The sequence below is a fragment of the Nostoc cycadae WK-1 genome (genome assembly GCF_002897135.1).
Lineage (GTDB): Bacteria > Cyanobacteriota > Cyanobacteriia > Cyanobacteriales > Nostocaceae > Nostoc_B.
The window spans coordinates 268,557-287,531 of record NZ_DF978421.1 but is presented as its reverse complement, the minus strand read 5'-3'; the positions used below and the strand labels follow the sequence as shown (position 1 = coordinate 287,531).

General features: G+C 40.5%; 17 protein-coding genes. 11 read left to right on the top strand and 6 right to left on the bottom strand.

Going from position 1 to position 18,975, the window contains the following annotated elements:
* The first annotated feature begins 53 nt into the window (after window positions 1-53).
* The 3 genes from nusB (at window position 54) to NCWK1_RS01120 (ending at window position 4,746) form a co-directional block, all read left to right on the top strand.
* Entirely contained in the window at window positions 54-695 is a 642-nt protein-coding gene (gene nusB / locus NCWK1_RS01130) for a transcription antitermination factor NusB (RefSeq protein WP_096582123.1), read from the top strand.
* Between the two features lie 212 nt (window positions 696-907).
* Window positions 908-2,482, top strand: a complete 1,575-nt coding sequence (ftsY, locus tag NCWK1_RS01125; protein ID WP_103123420.1) for a signal recognition particle-docking protein FtsY — start codon at window positions 908-910, stop codon at window positions 2,480-2,482.
* Between the two features lie 872 nt (window positions 2,483-3,354).
* Window positions 3,355-4,746: a PP2C family protein-serine/threonine phosphatase gene (locus NCWK1_RS01120; RefSeq protein WP_103123419.1), complete on the top strand. Its 1,392-nt coding sequence runs from the start codon at window positions 3,355-3,357 to the stop codon at window positions 4,744-4,746.
* A 380-nt stretch (window positions 4,747-5,126) separates the two neighbouring features.
* Here the strand turns inward: NCWK1_RS01120 and NCWK1_RS01115 are convergent, their stop codons facing one another.
* Entirely contained in the window at window positions 5,127-5,741 is a 615-nt protein-coding gene (locus NCWK1_RS01115) for a hypothetical protein (protein WP_103123418.1), read from the bottom strand.
* A gap of 116 nt (window positions 5,742-5,857) precedes the next feature.
* On the opposite strand from NCWK1_RS01115, the gene psbP reads away from it, so the two are divergent.
* Together psbP and NCWK1_RS01105 are read left to right on the top strand one after the other, a co-directional pair.
* Window positions 5,858-6,403: a photosystem II reaction center PsbP gene (gene psbP, locus NCWK1_RS01110; protein WP_096582131.1), complete on the top strand. Its 546-nt coding sequence runs from the start codon at window positions 5,858-5,860 to the stop codon at window positions 6,401-6,403.
* A 153-nt stretch (window positions 6,404-6,556) separates the two neighbouring features.
* On the top strand, window positions 6,557-7,150 hold the full coding sequence (locus NCWK1_RS01105) for a Maf family protein (protein ID WP_103123552.1): 594 nt from the start codon (window positions 6,557-6,559) through the stop codon (window positions 7,148-7,150).
* Window positions 7,151-7,237: 87 nt separating this feature from the next.
* On the opposite strand, the gene NCWK1_RS01100 is transcribed toward NCWK1_RS01105, so the two are convergent.
* Window positions 7,238-7,504, bottom strand: coding sequence for a hypothetical protein (locus NCWK1_RS01100; RefSeq protein ID WP_103123417.1), 267 nt, complete (start codon window positions 7,502-7,504; stop codon window positions 7,238-7,240).
* 195 nt (window positions 7,505-7,699) lie between these two features.
* On the opposite strand from NCWK1_RS01100, the gene NCWK1_RS01095 reads away from it, so the two are divergent.
* The 4 genes from NCWK1_RS01095 (at window position 7,700) to NCWK1_RS01080 (ending at window position 12,580) form a co-directional block, all read left to right on the top strand.
* Window positions 7,700-8,437: a phycocyanobilin:ferredoxin oxidoreductase gene (locus tag NCWK1_RS01095; RefSeq protein WP_103123416.1), complete on the top strand. Its 738-nt coding sequence runs from the start codon at window positions 7,700-7,702 to the stop codon at window positions 8,435-8,437.
* Between the two features lie 567 nt (window positions 8,438-9,004).
* Window positions 9,005-10,456: an HlyD family efflux transporter periplasmic adaptor subunit gene (locus NCWK1_RS01090; protein WP_103123415.1), complete on the top strand. Its 1,452-nt coding sequence runs from the start codon at window positions 9,005-9,007 to the stop codon at window positions 10,454-10,456.
* Between the two features lie 92 nt (window positions 10,457-10,548).
* A complete protein-coding gene (devC, locus tag NCWK1_RS01085) occupies window positions 10,549-11,703 on the top strand; it encodes an ABC transporter permease DevC (RefSeq protein ID WP_096582141.1) in 1,155 nt (384 codons plus the stop codon).
* Window positions 11,704-11,845: 142 nt separating this feature from the next.
* Window positions 11,846-12,580 carry a DevA family ABC transporter ATP-binding protein gene (locus tag NCWK1_RS01080; protein ID WP_103123414.1) on the top strand — a complete coding sequence of 245 codons (735 nt, stop codon included), beginning with the start codon at window positions 11,846-11,848 and terminating at the stop codon, window positions 12,578-12,580.
* 115 nt (window positions 12,581-12,695) lie between these two features.
* On the opposite strand, the gene NCWK1_RS01075 is transcribed toward NCWK1_RS01080, so the two are convergent.
* Entirely contained in the window at window positions 12,696-13,487 is a 792-nt protein-coding gene (locus NCWK1_RS01075) for a hypothetical protein (protein WP_187308028.1), read from the bottom strand.
* A 115-nt stretch (window positions 13,488-13,602) separates the two neighbouring features.
* Between NCWK1_RS01075 and NCWK1_RS01070 the strand changes: the two genes are divergently transcribed.
* Entirely contained in the window at window positions 13,603-14,397 is a 795-nt protein-coding gene (locus NCWK1_RS01070; protein WP_103123413.1) for an HAD family hydrolase, read from the top strand.
* 110 nt (window positions 14,398-14,507) lie between these two features.
* Here the strand turns inward: NCWK1_RS01070 and NCWK1_RS01065 are convergent, their stop codons facing one another.
* Entirely contained in the window at window positions 14,508-15,167 is a 660-nt protein-coding gene (locus NCWK1_RS01065) for a PEP-CTERM sorting domain-containing protein (RefSeq protein WP_103123412.1), read from the bottom strand.
* Window positions 15,168-15,510: 343 nt separating this feature from the next.
* Window positions 15,511-15,717 (bottom strand): hypothetical protein, encoded by a 207-nt coding sequence (locus NCWK1_RS01060; protein ID WP_103123411.1) that lies wholly within the window; start codon window positions 15,715-15,717, stop codon window positions 15,511-15,513.
* Window positions 15,718-16,424: 707 nt separating this feature from the next.
* On the opposite strand from NCWK1_RS01060, the gene NCWK1_RS01055 reads away from it, so the two are divergent.
* The gene (locus NCWK1_RS01055) at window positions 16,425-18,068 is read left to right on the top strand and encodes an alpha/beta hydrolase (RefSeq protein ID WP_103123410.1); all 1,644 of its coding nucleotides are present in this window, start codon (window positions 16,425-16,427) and stop codon (window positions 18,066-18,068) included.
* A 15-nt stretch (window positions 18,069-18,083) separates the two neighbouring features.
* On the opposite strand, the gene NCWK1_RS01050 is transcribed toward NCWK1_RS01055, so the two are convergent.
* Window positions 18,084-18,827 carry a hypothetical protein gene (locus NCWK1_RS01050; protein WP_096582153.1) on the bottom strand — a complete coding sequence of 248 codons (744 nt, stop codon included), beginning with the start codon at window positions 18,825-18,827 and terminating at the stop codon, window positions 18,084-18,086.
* Window positions 18,828-18,975 lie beyond the last annotated feature (148 nt).

Here is an 18,975-nt window from a genome sequence, read left to right as displayed (position 1 = left end):
GTGAAAATCAATTCACTCTTAACCCCTAATTTACTGCTTAGGCACTCACTTCCATGCAAGACCGCAAACCTCAACAAATTGCTCGTGAACTGGCGCTGTTAAGTCTCAGCCAGCTACCAGTCAACCCAAAAAAATTAACCGAGGAACATCTGCCCAAATTGGTATTAGCCACTGTGCGAACCCTGAGAGCAGAAGTTCAAGATACTTTAGATAACGCTGCTGCTGAATTGCAACGCAGTAACGATCGCCTCTTAACCAGTCAAACTCGTGCTTCAGACATGAATACCGCGAGGACTATGCTGCAAGAAGCGATCACTTACACCCAAACTGCCATTAATCAACTCGGTGCCGCAGTTGAGTTCCCAGAATTGATTCAACTGGCAAATCAAGACAGAGAAGTCGGCAGATATGCCATTCAAATTGTCAAAACAGTCAATGAACATCGTATCTTTATCGATGAACAAATATCCGCCGCTTTGGTAGATTGGCAAGTTAATCGCCTAGCTCAAATTGACCGCGATATTCTCCGCATCGCTGTGGCAGAAATGGGATTTTTAAACCTGCCTGACAGCGTGGCGATTAACGAAGCTGTGGTGTTAGCCAAACGCTACAGCGGAGATGAAGGTCATAGATTTATCAATGGAGTTCTGCGCCGATTCACCGAACAAAAAAAATTGCCCAGTGTTTTATCCTAACTGTGGAACCGTTATGAATGCTAAGTTGTGAGTTGAAGGTGTGGAAAAGTCAGTTGCTTGCGGGGGAATTACCCCCTACCAGTAACCCGACATTGAGAGGTGAGGATATCCCGGAGGTTTTCACCATAGGGAAGAGTAACAAATTCAATTAAACTCATAACTTACTAACTCATAACTCCTAACTTACATAACAACTCATACCGTTAGCGGCAATGGCTTTTAATTGGTTTCGTCGTCAATATAACGATTCTTCTGATACCCCCTCTGAAAACCAACAGGCGGAAAATACTCCAGCACCTGTAACCCAACCAGAGGCAACAGAAACATCCGATACTAACCCAACAACTACACCAGAATCGGCAGCAGATTTGTTGGCGTTTGCGAAAGCTGCTTATAAAAATATTCAGCAAAAACAACAATCGGAAACTGAAGAAACTGCCCCAACACCATCAGCAACACCGGAAACGGTAGCCGCAGTTACGGAAGAAGTAGAGACTCCCGTCCCAGAATCTGCGGTAATTATAGAAGCTCCACAACTAGAAGCAACTATTGAAGAAGTACCTGTAACAGAGGCAGAAATTACACTTAATGCTGAAGAACCGACATCTATAGAAACACAGCCAACCGAGACAGCTGCATTGTCTTTTTTAGAACGAGCAGCAGCAGAACGACAAGCCAAGCAAGAGCGATTGATAGCCAGCGCCATTGAAGTAGCAGAACCGGAATTGACGCAACCGGCTACTGTTAGTGAAGCAACTGCCACAGAAATTACAGACTTGGCATTTGATGAAGGATTTGTCTGGTCAGCGGAATTATTGGCGGCTCAAGGTAGACGAGCAGAAGATATTTCGATTGAAGAAATAACTTGGTTAAAAAAGTTACGGCAAGGATTAGACAAAACCCGGCGTAACATTCTCAATCAACTTAAAGCGATTGTCGGACAAGGGCCACTTAACCAAGCGGCCGTAACAGAAATTGAATCTGTACTTTTACAAGCCGATGTAGGCGTAGAAGCCACAGATCATATTATTAGTGCTTTACAGAAAAAATTGCGTGAAGAAGTTACGCCGCCCGAAGAAGCGATCGCTTACTTAAAACAACTTCTGCGGGATATGTTAGATGAGCCAATCCGTAAATCTGACAAACCCAGCTTTGCCCCAGAAAAAGATCACCTAAATATTTGGTTAATTACTGGTGTCAACGGGGCAGGGAAAACCACAACTATCGGCAAAATTGCTCATTTAGCCCAAAAATCTGGCTATAGATGTTTGATTGGAGCCGCAGATACTTTCCGGGCGGCGGCTGTAGAACAGGTGAAAGTTTGGGGAACCAGAAGCGGTGTAGAAGTAATTGCCAACCCTGGTAAAAATACAGACCCTGCCGCCGTTGTATTTGATGCGATCGCCGCAGCCCAAGCCCGCGAAACAGAATTATTATTAGTTGATACCGCTGGGCGATTGCAAAATAAAAAGAACTTAATGGATGAACTGAGTAAGGTTCGCCGGATTATCGACAAAAAAGCCCCGAATGCCAAAATCGAATCTTTGTTGGTTTTAGATGCCACCCTTGGTCAAAATGGCTTGCGTCAAGCAGAAGTATTTTCCCAAGCAGCCCAACTCAGTGGTGTAGTTTTAACCAAATTGGATGGTACAGCCAAGGGCGGTGTCGCGCTGGCTGTTGTGCAGCAGTTAGGTTTACCAATTCGTTTTATTGGTGCAGGCGAAGGAATTGAAGACTTACGGCCGTTTTCTAGCTACGAGTTTGTCGAGGCTCTATTGAGTGGCTAAAATCCTAGCCTACACTGACAGCAGCGTGCAGTGTAGGTTTTTTTTGACTAAGACAGAACTTAAGTATGAGTTACGGAATAAAGAGCCATAGAAGTGCAGCGGTCACGGAGAAATATTTTGTGTAACTCCTAAATAGGACAAAACCCTGATAAATTATGCTTTTTGCCTCTTCCTACTCAGTATATACTTCATACTAACGATAATTATTTACCTCTACCTACTTACGTGTAAGGATTGCACTCTTGGCAATAACCTTGTAAACCTAATTGATAACTGCTATAAATACTGGAAAAAATAAAAACTAAGCCTAATTAGTTGGTGAATAAGCAAAGGCGTGTTATTCTCATAACCCAAACAGAGTTATCTAACTTAGGAGCAGATATGAAGTGACTTTCCTTAAAAATTCATGAATATTCTCTGGAGATAAATTATAAGTTAGAAAATTGCCCAAAGAACAAAGAAAAATTCAAGTTTTAACTGAAAAATTTAAGTTACCGTTTATTTCCGTATCTGGCTATTTCTCCAAGACAATAAAAAATCGGAAAATTCGGAAAAATTAATTAATTAATTAATTTTTTGTTTCATGATGTATGATTTGCTAATTAAGTTCTGCGCTCATGAAAAGCTTCCGCACAATGGAGGTAGTTACTGATTTATACTAATCAGCTTTTACGTAAAAATACATGAAATTTCTGTATCTGTATTTAGTTAGAAATAGAATCAGCAAATGCTATATTTTTTTCTAGCTACACCCTACGTCTTTCTACTCTTGCTAAATTGAGGGATCTTGTCTCAATATGATTTAGCAATATTTTGCCAAAGTAAAGTTATTAAGCAATCTACAATCTACTAATCTTAATTGGATAGTATCTGTGCCTGTGTCTCAAGTGCCTTTTCAACCTACTGATGGTAATAATAGTGCCGCGACCGATGTCACACCAGTCGTGGCACTGAAAGAACTTGTCGCCAGGTTGCACCGAGAACAAAATAAAATTCAAGATTTGCTGAGTTCTTTAGGATTTGCCCTCAGAAGCTTCAATAATTTGAATCAGTTTTTAGAACTGATTCCTTTGATGGCAACCAGGGTGACAGATGCCGATGGTAGTGCCTTATTTCTCTACAAACCTAACGGTCAAGTTAGATTAGAGCAATTACACTGGCAGGATAGTCGCCAGCGCAAAAATATCCGCAAAGCCTTAGAAACAGCCAGCAGTCAAATTACATTGCTGCCCAATAGTACCCCTCTAGCCAGTTCCACGGGTATCTTAGATGATCAGATGCACCGCTATTTGGGGCCAGATGTCCAAATATTTGGCACGGCAATTTTAGTTAAGCATACAGAACGAGGCTGGCTCTACGTCTTAAGCCGTGACCCAGACTATAGTTGGACAGAAACCAGACAAAAGCTAGTGCGCTTGGTTGCAGACCAAACAGCTGTAGCAATTGAAAATGATGAACTAGCGGTAGAACTGAGGAAAAAAGAACGCCTAGACCAAGAATTAGAAATTGGGGCAGAAATTCAACGACGGCTATTACCCCGTCAATGCCCAAATATTCCTGGTGTATCCCTAGCAGCACGTTGTAAACCTGCTAATCGAGTCGGTGGCGATTATTACGACTTTATTCCCACCAATCATAATCAATTGCAGTTAATTAGCAGAGTCTCTTCTGAAACAAGTCGTTGGGGTTTTGTCATTGGAGATGTGATGGGGAAAGGTGTCCCAGCCGGGTTAATTATGACAATGATGCGGGGGATGCTGAGGGGTGAAGTGTTGCATGGCAATTCGCCGTCTGGGATTTTGCAAAATTTGAATCGAGTTATGTATGCGGATTTGGAAAATTCCCATCGCTTTGTGACGCTGTTTTATTCTGAGTACAATCCCAGAAATCGGATTTTGTCATACAGTAATGCAGCACACAATCCTCCCTTGTGGTGGCACGCAGCAACAAAAACAGTTAGTCGTCTAGATACTCTAGGAATGCTGATTGGTTTGGATGCTAACAGCCAATATGAAGATGCCCAGGCACAGTTAGAGCCTGGAGATACAGTAATTTATTATACGGATGGCTTGACTGATGCGGCGGCTGCTAGTGGCGATCGCTTCGATGAAGAAAATTTTGTAGCAGCTTTTAGCGCTGCTTGTCGCTATTGCAACGGGCCAGAAGAAATTGTTGATTATCTATTTGACCAAGTTCAGCAGTTCATCGGTTCTGATAGGCAAAATACTGATGATATGACACTTGTGGTTTTGCAGATTGTTTAGTTAATAGTCATTGGTCATTGGTTATTAGTCCTTTGTGAAAAATTAAAGGGTAATTTTTATAGCCCTAGTACAACAAGGCAAAAGTCAAAAGTGAGCCACTGCGTTGCGGAGGTTCCCTCCGTTGTAGCAAGTGTCGGCGGGTTTCCCGACTTGTACTCCTACGGGGAAGCAAGCTACGCGTAGCGTCTCTGATTAGGAGAAGCAAGTGGTGTTAGCGACGCAGGAGTGTCACTCTGAAGGAGTCCAACGGAAAAATAAAGAATATTTACACCACTAGCCTTTTAGCAATTACAGATGGTCTATTTATTTACACCGACCTGTACTAATCATTTAGTTTAGGACAGTGTTGATTTATCAAAGCCTTGTCAAGACTAAGTGTATTAGCTATAGTTCACCAAAATCAAATCTAGCCAATGGGGATAAGCATAAGAATTTGCAGCTATGAGTTTTATCCCTCGATAGTTATTAAATACACAACTTGCCAGTAAATGGAGATTTTCTTGCAGATGAGTATATTCTCCGGCAGCTTCCAATGCAAGGCTCCACCAAGTTTGCTCCTGAATTCGCAGTTGCGTAATTTCCATACTACAACCGTTATCAATACTTTCATTGATAGCAACCGCCTGTATGGAAGAGTCTGGTAAAATTTTATATGATTGCAAACGGCGCACTTTTTGAACATTCACCCAAACAGAATTAGCAAACACCATTGCAGGCTGAAAACTTTCTCCTGTGGAATCGTTGCATATCCACTTACCCCACTTTTCGGCCTTACCTTCTATTAATTCACCAAAACGCAGTACACCTAATTCTGCTTTACGCCACTTGACTTCTAAGCGTTCTTGACGCAGTTTAATTCCCAAATAATCGCATTGTGGCACGTAAAGGTAAAAGTCTTCTCGCTTTTCTGGTGAACAGTTTTGGGGAAACCATTCTTCAATCTCTATTGGGATCTGACTAGGGTAAAACCAGCGCAATTCGATAGTTGTCAGCATATATAACTAAATCTCTCCTTGTGATGCCTTATCCGCTACGACCCAGTTGGTGGGACAATAAAAACGATACATAATGCTTAACTTTTGTTGCTTCCAGCCCAAAGGAATTTTTAACAATGTGGAAACAAATTGCAATTATTTTTTTATTAATTTTGAGCTTCAGCTTGAGTAATCCTGGTGTAGCTGCTGCGGCTGGATTTAAAAGCTATGTCGATACTGCTGATGGCTATCAATTTTCATACCCTAACGGCTGGCTACCTGTTAAAGTTGCTAATGGCCCTGATGTAGTCTTCCATGATTTGATCGAAATATCCGAAAATGTCTCGGTGGTGATTAGTCCTGTTTCAGAAGGTAAAACTTTAAAAGAACTGGGCGCTCCCACAGAAGTTGGGTATAAGTTGGGAAAAGCAGCCCTTGCACCTTCAGATTCTGGTCGTACAGCCGAATTAGTTGATGCACGAGAAAAAGACGATGAAGGTAAAGTCTACTATATATTAGAGTATTTAGTGAAACTACCGAATAATCAGCAAAGACATAACATCGCTAGTGTTGCTGTTAGTCGTGGCAAGTTGTTTACTTTCAACGCCTCAATTCCGGAAAAACGTTGGGCGAAGGTTAAACGGACTATGGAAAATGTTGTCGATTCTTTCACAGTGTATTAATCAAAAGGCAGTCCCGACGACAAAATTCATAACCATGAATGGAGTAGGGACGAGAGGCTAGGGATTAGTATTTTGAATCAGCGCTTTCAAGTCAAAAGGCAGAAGAGAAAAGCCAGTGTGTGACAATTGACTTTTGACCATTGACAAATGACAATGAACATTCTTCAATTTATACTGGCTTCGGCTTCTCCAGCCCGTCGTCGCTTGCTGCAAACTGTTGGGATTGAACCAATAGTTAAACCGAGTGATTTTGATGAGTCACAAATCCAACTGAGTGAACCTGCTGAGTTAGTGCAAGTTCTAGCTCAACGTAAAGCAGAAACTATCGCACCCCAGTTTCCATCAGCTTTGATTATGGGTTGTGATTCAGTTTTGGCGATTGATGGGGAGATTTATGGTAAACCAGCAGATGCAGCAGAAGCGATCGCTCGTTGGCAATTAATGCAAGGTAATATTGGCGATTTATACACTGGCCATGTGTTAATTGACACTTCACAAAACCGGACTTTAGTCAAGTGTCAGGTAACAAAGGTATATTTTGCCAAAATGAGCGATCGCGCTATCCAAGCTTATGTAGCTACTGGCGAACCCCTCAAATGCGCTGGTGCTTTTGCATTAGAAGGTTTTGGTAGTTTGTTTATTGAGCAAATTGCAGGTTGTCACAGCAATGTCATCGGTCTCAGTTTACCTTTGCTCAGGCAGATGTTAGCAGAACTGGGGTATGAGGTCACTGATTTTTGGCAATAAATACTTTATGGCAATTAAACTCAGGTGGGCAAGGTGAAAATTCTCTGCCCACTACAGTTATTGAGAATGCTGCAAGATATCAGATAACTAATAACTATTGATCATTGACCATTGACTACTATGCAATTTCACTTCGCCATGATCTGGTACCCAAGCTAACCACTCATCAGCGGAAACTTGGCAGAGTAACAATGCTTCATCAAAACTGTAGGGGCTAGGAAGTTCTAAAAGACGCACCCATAGGTCAGATTGGCATTGTTTGGTTGAACTTTTGCTATAGGCGTTGCTTAACCAGTCTAGATTCTGTCTGACTGCTGGTACAGCACAATTTGGTCTTTGAGTATCAATTTTCATAGCTGCAAGCCTCCCTAATGGGTTAAAGCAACAATCATTCTGTAACTAAGACTACAAAATAACTAATTACTTTGAAAAGTCAACGTCTTATAACTTTACGTAACTAGGCGTAACAGTTTGCTTAATGTTGCGCGGTTAAACTGAAGTGGTGCAGCTGACTGTAGACTGACTTTAGATAGCATTTCTCACAAGAATATGTCATTTACTTCTACTCCCTCATTACGTGAACAACAACATCCCCTCATTCGTCAGTTAGCTGATAGCATTGAGGCTGCTTGGCACAAGCATTTGCAACTATCGCCTTACCATTTGCCAGCAGAGTTGGGATATGTGGAAGGTCGATTAGAGGGTGAGAAACTGACAATTGAAAATCGCTGCTATCAAACACCGCAGTTTCGGAAAATGCACTTGGAACTGGCAAAGGTGGGAAATATGCTGGATATTCTGCACTGCGTGATGTTTCCGCGGCCAGAATATGACCTACCGATGTTTGGGTGCGATTTAGTTGGTGGTAGAGGCCAGATTAGTGCAGCGATCGCCGATCTATCTCCTGTTCACTTAGACCGCACTTTGCCAGCATCCTATACAAATCAACTTGCAGCACTCCCAGCCTTGGACTTTTCCCAACCGAGAGAGTTACCAGAATGGGGTCATATCTTTTCTGAGTTTTGTATTTTTGTGCGTCCCAGTTCACCAGAAGAAGAAGCGATGTTTCTGGCGCGTGTGCAAAACTTTTTAGAAGTACATTGTACCCAAGCGATCGCCGCTAGTCCTGTTTCCCCCGAACAAACCCTGCAAATTATCGCCGGACAACACAACTACTGCACCAAGCAGCAGCAAAACGATAAAACCCGCCGCGTCCTCGAAAAAGCCTTTGGTCAAGAATGGGCAGATAATTATATGACCACAGTCTTATTTGACTTGCCAAATTGAGTCAATAGTTAATTATCCCCAACTCCCTGCTCCCTTACTCTCTGCCTCTTCCCCTTCCCCATCTGTAGGTTCTGTTACGTTTTCCCTTAACTGATAAATGTAGAATTCAGTTAACGATAGTTTGATGGAGTCTAACCATAGCCTTAACATCTTTGGAGCAAATATCCAAATGAGTGAAGAGTTAATAAGCCTAATAATTGGTTGACTACAAGTTTAAGGAAACTGTAATGTTAGGGATGCTCTATTTGAAAAAATTGATTGAAAATTCGTAATTGCTAGTTCATAATTAAGTTTCTGATAAAGATTGAGTTTCCAACTGAACCGGGGTTGCTTTTCAAAGCGGTGGATTCTCAATAGTTTTTTAGTGATGAATTAGTAATTATCTTGATTCTTGCATCTATTGAATAACTAGCTACTAGTAGCGCCATGATCCAAAAGCTGTGGCGCTAAGTATTCATAAGAATCAAGTTTCCGAGGGTATTTAGTAGAGGCAATTTATCAAGTCTCTATTGCGTCTAATACTTTTTTATATCCATCAGCACATTTTTAAATAAATAGGCAACAACCATGTCAAGGGTGACTGAAAAGCCAAGATCAAGGCAACAAATACTTGATCCAGAACAACCTAAGATTTGGTGGGGCATTGCTGTAGCCTTACCAATAGTAATCGCTGCGGGGTTACTAACTACAGCTAAAGTTGAGCAGTTGAAAAAACTTAGCTTATCTGTACCTGTCAAACCAGTTGCTAACAGCATTAGTGCTGTGGGGCGTTTAGAACCGCGAGGCGAAGTTATCAAACTTTCTGCGCCTGCTGCGGGATTGCAATCTGCATCACGAGTAAAGCAGCTGTTTGTCCGAGAAGGAGAACGAGTGAGGAAAGGGCAAGTAATTGCACTTTTAGATAACCACGAAACTCAGTTAGCCAGTGTAGAAGAAGCAAAAGCCAAATTACTAGAAGCTCGTGCTAATTTAGCGCAAGTTCGGGCTGGTTCACCCAGAGATATTCAAGCGCAACAAGCGGTAATTGCTCGACTAGAAGCTCAATTACGCGGCGAAAGGGATGCTCAACAAGCCACAATTACCAGAATTGCAGCGCAGTTGAGTGCCGAAAAAATGGCGCAACAGGCGACAGTCGAGCGACTAGAAGCCGAATTGCGAGGTCAAGGTGATACCTTAAGAGCTACCTTGACACGTATACAAGCCGAACAACGTAATGCTCAAGTTGATGCTGGACGTTATGATTTTCTGTACGGACAAGGTGCTATCTCTCAGCAAGAAAGGGATAGACGACGATTAAGTGCAGTCACCGCTAAACAGCAAGTAGTTGAAAGTCAAGCAACTCTCCGACAAGCAGTAGCCACTTTGCGTCAACAAGTTGCAGAAGCCAGAGCAAATCAAGTCAAGACTTTAACAACGTTACAACAGCAGTTGATTGAAGCTAGAGTCACCCGTGATCAAACTATAGCTACTTTAGGAAGACAACTCGACGAAGAACGAGCCAGACTCAAGAGACTGATAGAAGTTGATCCGACGAATGTGCAGATGGCGCAAGCACAAGTGAGTAATGCGATCGCTACTGTTAGACAAGCCGATGCAGAACTGCGATTAAGCTACGTCCAAGCACCTACTTCTGGTGAAATTCTCAAAATTTACACCAAGTCCGGTGAAGCCATCAGCGTCAATGGTATTGCTGAAATTGGACAAACTGAACAAATGATGGTTATTGCTGAAGTTCCTGAAGACAGCATTAGTAAGGTGCGTATTGGTCAAAGTGTTTCTGTCAGCAGTGATAATGGCGCTTTTGAAGGCGAATTAAAAGGAACAGTGGCGGAAATTGGCAGAAAAGTCGGCAAAAAAGATGTCCTCAATACTGATCCGGCTGCTGATGTAGATGCCAGAGTGATAGAAGTTAAAATTGCCCTCTCACCAGAAGATAGCAACAAGGTTTCTGGCTTAACCAACGCCAAAGTGCTTGTGGATATTAACAACCCATCAGGTTCTAATTCAGAGAAACAATAAGTAAGTTGGGGAGCATAAATAAAATGCCTAATACCCCTACAAATAACTAATGAGTAATCACCCACCTACTTACTTTCTATTTATCTGAGAAAATGATTCAAAAAATACCTCTAGCTTGGCTACAAATGACGCGAGATAAAACGCGGTTAGCCGTAGCTTTAGCTGGAATTGCTTTTGCTGATATTTTAATGTTTACCCAACTCGGATTCCGAGATGCACTCTATTATAGTAACGTTCAGTTACATAGTAGTTTAAATGGCGACATTATTTTAATTAACCGCCAGTCGAACGCAATATTGTCCATGAAAAGCTTTTCTCAACGGCGGTTGTATAAAGCTTTAGATTTACCAAGCGTACAATCTGTACATTCTATCTATTTAGATTACACGGCTTGGAAAAATCCAGTTACAGGTCGGTCACGCTCATTACTTGTATTTGGCATTAATCCAGAGTTTAATTTATTTAATTTGCCAGGAGTGCAAGAAAATTTAGATAAATTAAAGTTGCCTGATGTAGTTTTGTTTGACCGTTCTTCCCGACAAGAATATGGGCCGATCGCAGATGATTTTGAAAAAGGTAAAACAGTCAAAGCAGAGTTAAGAAGACGCAAAATTAAAGTAGTAGGGCTGTTTACTTTAGGAACATCTTTTGGTGCAGATGGTAATTTAATCACCAGTGATGTTAACTTTTTACGTATCTTTAACACCCGTCAGCAAGGATTAATTGATATTGGGGTAATCAAAGTTAAGCCAGGCACAGATGTAGAAACTGTGGCTAAAGATTTACGTCAATATTTACCTCAAGATGTAAATGTATTGACTAAACAAGATTTTATCGATTTTGAACGTCACTATTGGGCAAGTAGCACAGCAATTGGTTTTATTTTCAGCTTAGGTACAATTATGGGTTTTATTGTGGGAACCGTAATTGTTTACCAAATTCTTTACACAGAAGTTTCTGACCATTTATCAGAATACGCTACCTTAAAAGCCATAGGATATACACAAAAATATTTATTGATAGTGATTTTACAAGAAGCACTTTTATTAGCTTGTTTAGGGTATCTTCCTGGGTTATTTTTCACCATATTAATGTACCAAAAAGCTAAAGAAGCTACTCTTTTACCAATATTTATGACTTTTGGTAGAGCAACTAATGTATTGATATTAACAATGATCATGTGTTTCATTTCTGGCGCGATCGCCGTCCGTAAATTACGTTCCGCTGACCCGGCTGACATCTTTTAAATAATTTTGATCAATACAGTAGTAATTAATCAGTTTTTATTATCTCTATAGTATATATTTAATGCTTAAACTGTCATCATAATTTGCAGACAGGCTCTAGAGTTACGGAAATAAATTACTACCTTCTAACACAGGATTTATTATGAGACAAGAACCTGTAATTGCTATTAAAGACCTAAATCATTACTATGGTAAAGGTTCACTAAAAAGACAAATTTTATTTGATATTAACCTGGAGATTTATCCGGGAGAAATTGTAATTATGACTGGGCCTTCTGGGTCAGGCAAAACAACATTACTAAGTTTGATTGGTGGTTTAAGATCTGTCCAAGAAGGTAGTTTAAAATTTTTGGGTGTAGAACTATACGGTTCTAGCCAAAATCAATTAGTGCAAATCCGGCGGAACATTGGCTATATTTTTCAGGCGCACAACTTGCTAGGATTTTTAACTGCAAGGCAAAATGTGCAAATGGCCGTGGAATTGAACGAAAAAGTTGGTCAACATGATGCGATCGCCACAGCCGAAACTATGCTAACTGCTGTTGGCTTAAAGAACCGAGTAAATTACTACCCAGATAATCTTTCTGGTGGACAAAAACAAAGAATTGCGATCGCTCGCGCCCTAGTTAACAATCCGCCATTAGTATTAGCGGACGAACCAACCGCAGCCTTAGATAAACAATCAGGACGTGATGTCGTCGAAATCATGCAGCGTTTAGCTAAAGAACAAGGTACTTCCATTTTGTTAGTGACACACGACAATCGGATTTTAGACATAGCCGATCGCATTGTCGAAATGGAGGATGGTCTTTTAGCCCGTGACTCCCAAAGCGCCGTCGTCAGCTACGATTCTGGAGCATGGAGCGAAAAATCATAAAGTCCATAGCAAAAACTCAGCGTACCTCTGCGTTGACCTCAGCGCCACTCCGCGTTTAAAAACTCTCTTCTCCCCTCTCCTATCTCTATAAATACCTACACTCCTTCAGCCATAACTATTTAGCTTGAGGACTTGGCGCATTTCCTTGGCGGCTAGTCCGGAAAGTTACATTTACGCCATCGTTTGATTGTTCCAATACCAGTAACGGTGTAGGTTTAGCCTTTTGATCCCAGTGCATAGTGGCAATTCGACCTTGAATTGTCGGTTGCCATGTATCCTCATCGTCCATCGGACTCAGATAAGTCTCGATACAGTCAATAATTTGGCTAATTGTGGTAGAGGTAGCTTGTGTCGGTAACTTCATCAGCTTAATTTGAATACGAAACAACACCCGCTTCGCAATGTTTGGCGGCGTACCACTCTCATATTCGACATCAAAAATCTCATCCACCTGTCGCCCTGCACCATTGGCAATTCCCACCGTTCCTTGTTGAGATTGGTTGGGACGCAAAGCTTGAGAAATTTTATCTTTGACTCTGATTTTAATTTGATTCAGAATAGCAAAATGAAATACTTCTTCAGACATCCGCATCCGCAGATAATCTAGGTTAAAGTCTCGTGAGTTCACCAAATCTGGGTTAGCTTCCATTTTGCGGATAGTTTCTAGCGCCAGTTTAAACTTTTTCTCTAGTTCTCTGGCTCGGAATTTTTCAAATTTGATTTTTTTCTCTAATTTATCCATCTGAATTTTGCCAAATATAATCAAACCAATCACGACGACAGCCAGACCTCCAGAGGTAATTAATAAAAAGGGTGGGGACTGCTGAGGTTCGTTGGCTGGTGGTTTTTGAGTTACTTTTTTTGTTTTTGCTGGTGGAGACTGCGCCAGAAATATAGGATTTAGCATGGTAGCAATAACTGTAATTGTCATTGTTTAGAATGCCCAAATCCTTAATGTCATCTTGCTGTATTATTAGTATTTTTAACAGGTTTTTATAAACTACGTATATACCGCTGTTAAAATGTATATTTTGAATCTTAGTCCAATATCTCAAGCTGCCTCTACTTGCTGGAGTAATATCCGTCTGATTGCAACGGATATGGATGGTACTCTGACCAAGGAAGGTAAATTTTCTACTGCCTTGTTGCAAGTTTTAGAAGATTTAACGGCATCTGGTATCAAGGTAATAATTGTTACTGGGCGTTCGGCTGGTTGGGTCAGTGGAATTAGCAGCTTAATGCCAGTTGCAGGTGCGATCGCCGAAAATGGCGGTATATTCTATCCTAATGGTACTGAACAACCCATTGCTTTAACTTCTATTCCTGACTTAAGCTTACATCGCCAACAATTAGCAGCAGCTTTTGCCGAATTACAAAGGGAATTTCCTCAAATTCAAGAATCTGCTGACAATCGCTTTCGCCTCACAGATTGGACATTTGATGTAGCTGCCTTAACTTTACAGGAATTACAAACTTTAAGTAATCTCTGTCAATCAATGGGCTGGGGATTCACTTACAGTACAGTACAGTGTCACATTAAACCACAAGGTCAAGATAAGGCTGTGGGTTTATTGCAAGTATTACAAGCATATTGGCCTGACTACTCACCCGAACAAGTTGTGACCGTTGGTGATAGCCCTAATGATGAAAGTTTATTTGCTCGACATCAGTTTCCCGTCTCTGTGGGCGTAGCTAACGTACTGAAATATGCAAATCAGCTACAATATCAACCCACTTACGTAACGAGTGCAGCTGAAGCCACAGGATTTTGTGAGTTAGCTAGTTATATTTTAAAGTCAACAGTCCCCAGGATTTAAATCAGCATCATCAATTCTGCGATCGCCAAAAGGGAACAGATCATCAGAAAATCCCCATAATTAAATTAGGGGATTTGTCAGATAATTAATGCTCACACTAGTGAGATACTTTATTGATCTACAGTAGCGCTATGCCCACGCTTCTTCCTTTTGATTAAACTACCCAAACCCATCACAGCACCGATACCTAAAATAGTTGATGGCTCTGGAACTTTGGTAACGACAAAATCAAGATTATAGTTCTGTATCCCCTGAACAGTTTCCTGAATCCAGAAAGTGTAAGTACCAGCGCCTAGTTTACCATTAGGGAAACCGACAAAGGTAGCTCCTTGAATTGATGCTGCTACACCCAAATCATCTAAGACATTATCTCCAATTTGTCTTCCAGGTGCTGCACCAATTAAAGCTGCACCCAATAATGACGGTGTGTTAGTAGTGATAGTTGTAGGTGCAATACTAGAACCTGTTTGCACAGCTAAAAATCCTTGATTGGAGCCTACCCCATCTAGCCCAACATAGTTAGCTAAGTTAATTCGACTAAGTTCATAACCAACAGGAATAGTGAAGGTAAAGAAATCTCTGTCAAGATTTGGATTACCAGTGGTTGAGCCAGTAATCTGGTTAGATCCATCTAACAGATTCACTGCTGTTGGGTTTAAGCTGTCACCAGACAATTCGCCGTTAACAGCTTCGTTATATACAAAGCTTGCTGCATAAGCATTAGGAGCAAAAACTAAAATTGCTCCTAGTCCTAGAAATAAGCTTTTCATTTATCTGCCTCTGGTGTAGTTGAAGTTAGGTAATTGAGCTAAAACTTTACTTTTCTAGCAAGTATTTTTCTTAAGCTATGACGCTTTTAAACTACAAAATTACTCATGATGTTTTTTGATTGTTAACTGTTAATAGTAAGCGGTTAACAACCAGCAAAAAAAGATATGTAATTTACGTATGTCTCAGTGTAATAGCTTAAGCCCCAGAGTAATTTTAGAGCAAATTAGTAAAGGTAAATTTAAGGAATTAGTCAAAAATACGGCTATTAAACTTAGTTTTGTAGTTTTTTAGTAAAGACTAACGTTTTAATATCAAAAAATATCAAAATTTATAACTCTTGTTTTATGGGTTTTTGGATTCATTAGTCTCCTGGGGTTGTGCTGACTCAGAGACAACAACAACTCGACCATTTTTTACCACTGTAGAATTTTTAGCAGTAGTTTTGCTGTGGTTGGCTGGCTCATCTTGGCACTGCTGTTGGTGAGAAATATTTTGTTCCTGTTGTTGGCTGAGAAGCACGACACAACTGGAGCAGGAAACTGTAGACATGAGTTTAACTTGAGTTCTATATCTATTATCGCGCCTATTTGATGATACTCACAGGAATTAAGCACAAAGATTGTCTGTAGAGATGGGGGGTAGGGATGGTCATTTCAGACAGGCTGCAAAAAGTTTGATTTAGGTGCTTTCTTAATCTAGTGTTTGTGCCTAGAGATTTTGTTATAGCTGTCTTGATGACAAGTAGAGTCAGTGCGATCGCTTGACTGCAAACATAGTTTTTTCACAAAAGTCTTCCCACAGACACATATCTTACACCTAGCCCCGACGAATGGAATTTGCAAATGTGCTGTTCTAGAAACTAGTAGTTCATCCGATTAATTGGTCTGAACTGCCAGATAACTGACTTCTGATACCATTTCACGAAAAATGATACAAATTTATGGGTTTTTCATTCTTTCCCCCTGCTCCCTGCCCACGCCAGTCGCTACAAGTCGGGAAACCCGCCGACACTTGCTACAACGGAGGGAACCTCCGCAACGCAGTGTCTCCCCAACGCGCTGGCTCCCCTGCGGTCTATTTGTATCAAATTTAAAGTAAAACGGTATGAGTCAGGGTGAACATAACGCCAATATCTAAGACAGAAATACTACCGAAGTATTATTTCTTTTGAGGTTTAACTTTTGTCCTGCAAAACCTTCTATATTAACGATCGCATCCCCATATAACCTTGATAATTCTGGATTTATCAATAACTTATGAAAAAATTGCTGAAATACCTAAGTTTAGGGCTGTTATCCACAGTTTTATCAGCTACTCCTAGCTGGGGAGCCGAGCGCATTAGCTTATTTTATCCTCCTTTTGGAGAATTTTCTTTATCTACTGATGCGTTAGAAGCCTTTGCCAAAGAAGGTAAAATTACTGGAGAGTTGGATACTTATGCCCAGCGTGCTACACCTCAACAACTGGCACAACTACGAGAATTACTACAACAACGATTTAGTGCTACACCCACTTTAGTATCACAGTTTACTTATTCACCTATAGGAGAACAAGTAGTCAAACGTTTAGGAGAATTAATCCTCACCGAATCTCGTCAAAATGGTTTTTATGCCCTGCGGGCTGCGTTTATTTTAGCGGCAGCCGACTCTAAAGAGGGTTTGACTGTTGTCAACATTATACGTAAATTTCCTTCGCCAACTATTAAATTAAACTTTGAAGAAGGAATTAAGATTGTCAATAATTTATCGGAATTACTTAAAGACAGAGATGCCGCTGTGGCATTTTTGCAAAAACAAGCGATCGCCCAAACTAGCGACGCAAACATAGATTTTTCCCAAAAGCCAGATTTACGCCAGCCAGGAAAATTGCAGTTCCAAAAACTTTACTTTGAGTTAAATGACGCTAAACGCGATCGTCGTCTGCCAGTAGATGTTTATGTACCACAAACCAAATCCCCAACACCTTTTCCCTTAATTGTGATTTCTCATGGTTTAGCTTCAGACCGCTATGCCTTAGCTTATTTAGCGCAACATTTGGTTTCCTATGGCTTTGCCGTCGCTGTATTGGAACATCCTGGTAGTAATGCCGAACGCTTTCAGCAATACTTTGCCGGTTTAGCAGGGCCACCACAACCTAGAGAATTTATTGACAGACCATTAGATGTCAAGTTTGTACTTGATGAACTCCAACGTTTAGAAACATTCAATTCTAGCCTCAAAGGGAAACTCAACTTTCAGCAAGTTGGACTGATTGGACATTCATTTGGTGGCTACACAGTTTTAACTTTAGCAGGAGCAAAACTGAACTTTGCCCAGCTACGTCGGGATTGTTATCCCAATAGATCATTGAATTTATCTCTATTGTTGCAATGCCAAGCAGCTGAGTTGCCACCAACAGATTATGCACTACAAGATCCGCGGATTAAGGCTGTTATGGCCATTAATCCCATTAACAGTTCTGTCTTGGGTGAAACTGGTATCAGTCAAATCAAAGTTCCCGCGATGTTAGTCACAGGTAGCCAAGATATTTTCGCCCCCGCAATTCCAGAACAAATTCGCCCTTTTACTTGGCTGGCTGAACCTAACAAATATTTAGTGTTAATTGAGAATGCTACCCATTTTTCCGCTTTACAAGAGTCAACTCCAGAAAATAATGTTTTGCCTGTACCATCTGGCTTATTAGGGCCAGATCCTGCTCCAGTGTATTCTTACTTGAAAGCCCTAAGTGTAGCTTTTATGGAAACTAATCTCTTAAACAATGATGAATACCGCCCCTATTTGCAGCCAGCATATACTCAATATATTAGTCAAGCTCCACTTAATATGACTCTGTTAAGTTCCTTGAGTACAGAGCAATTAGCGCAAGCCTTAAAAAATGGCACAAACAAAAAATCAAAATAGTCTAAACAGCAAATTCTATCTATGTAGAGCATATTTAGGTCTAGCGACCAATTCTTTAAATTTATGTTGACTGGCAAATTGCATTAACCCATCCATACATTCAGTAAAGCTATCAAAAACATAGTCAATTAACACTAATGCTTTAGCTTTCTGCTCTGCATTCAATTCAATATTGACCAGGCAACTTTCACTATTATTATTTTCTAATGCAAATTGCAGATGTGCATTTTCAACATTCAAATGGTGTGGACTAACATAGAAATACTTTTTATTGGTTTTGGCTCTTAATTCTTCACCGACCTGTGCCATTGCCCGCTGTGCAGTACTTCCTGTAGCTTCAATTGTTGCAATAATTACTATTTTTAGTGCTATGTCAGTTTCATAACGACACATTGCTACTAAATTATTAGAAAGACGGCGAGTTTTAATTGTTTTCTCACTCCAAACAAACTTGAGAAAGTCACTGAATCGCATTACCTGATCAATCTCTAGTGATTCTAAATCTTTGAGATACCATTTCCAGTGACTACCATCTTCAATTGCGTGTTGATTAATCAATTTTTGTAGCGGATGATCACTCATGCTATCTTGAAGTATGTCATTATTCAAATCTTTAAAACTCATGGCAAAGTGTGCCAGACAAGGGAACCAAACTAATCGCTGATGAGGGTCAATGTTGCTATTTGTTAGGAATTGAAAAAAAGGTAATTGGGAGAATTTTTTTTCTTGTTGTTTAATATATTCTAGAATGTCTTGCATATTCTTCTCTTTTTTGTTGGACTTTATAATTTTGGCAACAAGAATTTAGTTGAAACTTTGCTAATTTCAACAATACTTGCAAAATAGCAATTATTTTAGAGATGCAAAATATTGCCCCTCTGCAATATTGACCATATCCCTATTTCAA

Excerpts from the sequence above, each read along its gene's own strand:
- NCWK1_RS01070 (WP_103123413.1), top strand. The coding sequence starts at position 13,603 with ATGTATATTTTGAATCTTAGTCCAATATCTCAAGCTGCCTCTACTTGC.
- NCWK1_RS01065 (WP_103123412.1), bottom strand. The coding sequence starts at position 15,167 with ATGAAAAGCTTATTTCTAGGACTAGGAGCAATTTTAGTTTTTGCTCCT.
- NCWK1_RS01095 (WP_103123416.1), top strand. The coding sequence starts at position 7,700 with ATGTCATTTACTTCTACTCCCTCATTACGTGAACAACAACATCCCCTC.
- NCWK1_RS01090 (WP_103123415.1), top strand. The coding sequence starts at position 9,005 with ATGTCAAGGGTGACTGAAAAGCCAAGATCAAGGCAACAAATACTTGAT.
- psbP (WP_096582131.1), top strand. The coding sequence starts at position 5,858 with ATGTGGAAACAAATTGCAATTATTTTTTTATTAATTTTGAGCTTCAGC.
- NCWK1_RS01105 (WP_103123552.1), top strand. The coding sequence starts at position 6,557 with ATGAACATTCTTCAATTTATACTGGCTTCGGCTTCTCCAGCCCGTCGT.
- NCWK1_RS01115 (WP_103123418.1), bottom strand. The coding sequence starts at position 5,741 with ATGCTGACAACTATCGAATTGCGCTGGTTTTACCCTAGTCAGATCCCA.
- ftsY (WP_103123420.1), top strand. The coding sequence starts at position 908 with ATGGCTTTTAATTGGTTTCGTCGTCAATATAACGATTCTTCTGATACC.
- NCWK1_RS01075 (WP_187308028.1), bottom strand. The coding sequence starts at position 13,487 with ATGCTAAATCCTATATTTCTGGCGCAGTCTCCACCAGCAAAAACAAAA.
- NCWK1_RS01080 (WP_103123414.1), top strand. The coding sequence starts at position 11,846 with ATGAGACAAGAACCTGTAATTGCTATTAAAGACCTAAATCATTACTAT.
- devC (WP_096582141.1), top strand. The coding sequence starts at position 10,549 with ATGATTCAAAAAATACCTCTAGCTTGGCTACAAATGACGCGAGATAAA.
- NCWK1_RS01050 (WP_096582153.1), bottom strand. The coding sequence starts at position 18,827 with ATGCAAGACATTCTAGAATATATTAAACAACAAGAAAAAAAATTCTCC.
- NCWK1_RS01060 (WP_103123411.1), bottom strand. The coding sequence starts at position 15,717 with ATGTCTACAGTTTCCTGCTCCAGTTGTGTCGTGCTTCTCAGCCAACAA.
- NCWK1_RS01100 (WP_103123417.1), bottom strand. The coding sequence starts at position 7,504 with ATGAAAATTGATACTCAAAGACCAAATTGTGCTGTACCAGCAGTCAGA.
- nusB (WP_096582123.1), top strand. The coding sequence starts at position 54 with ATGCAAGACCGCAAACCTCAACAAATTGCTCGTGAACTGGCGCTGTTA.
- NCWK1_RS01055 (WP_103123410.1), top strand. The coding sequence starts at position 16,425 with ATGAAAAAATTGCTGAAATACCTAAGTTTAGGGCTGTTATCCACAGTT.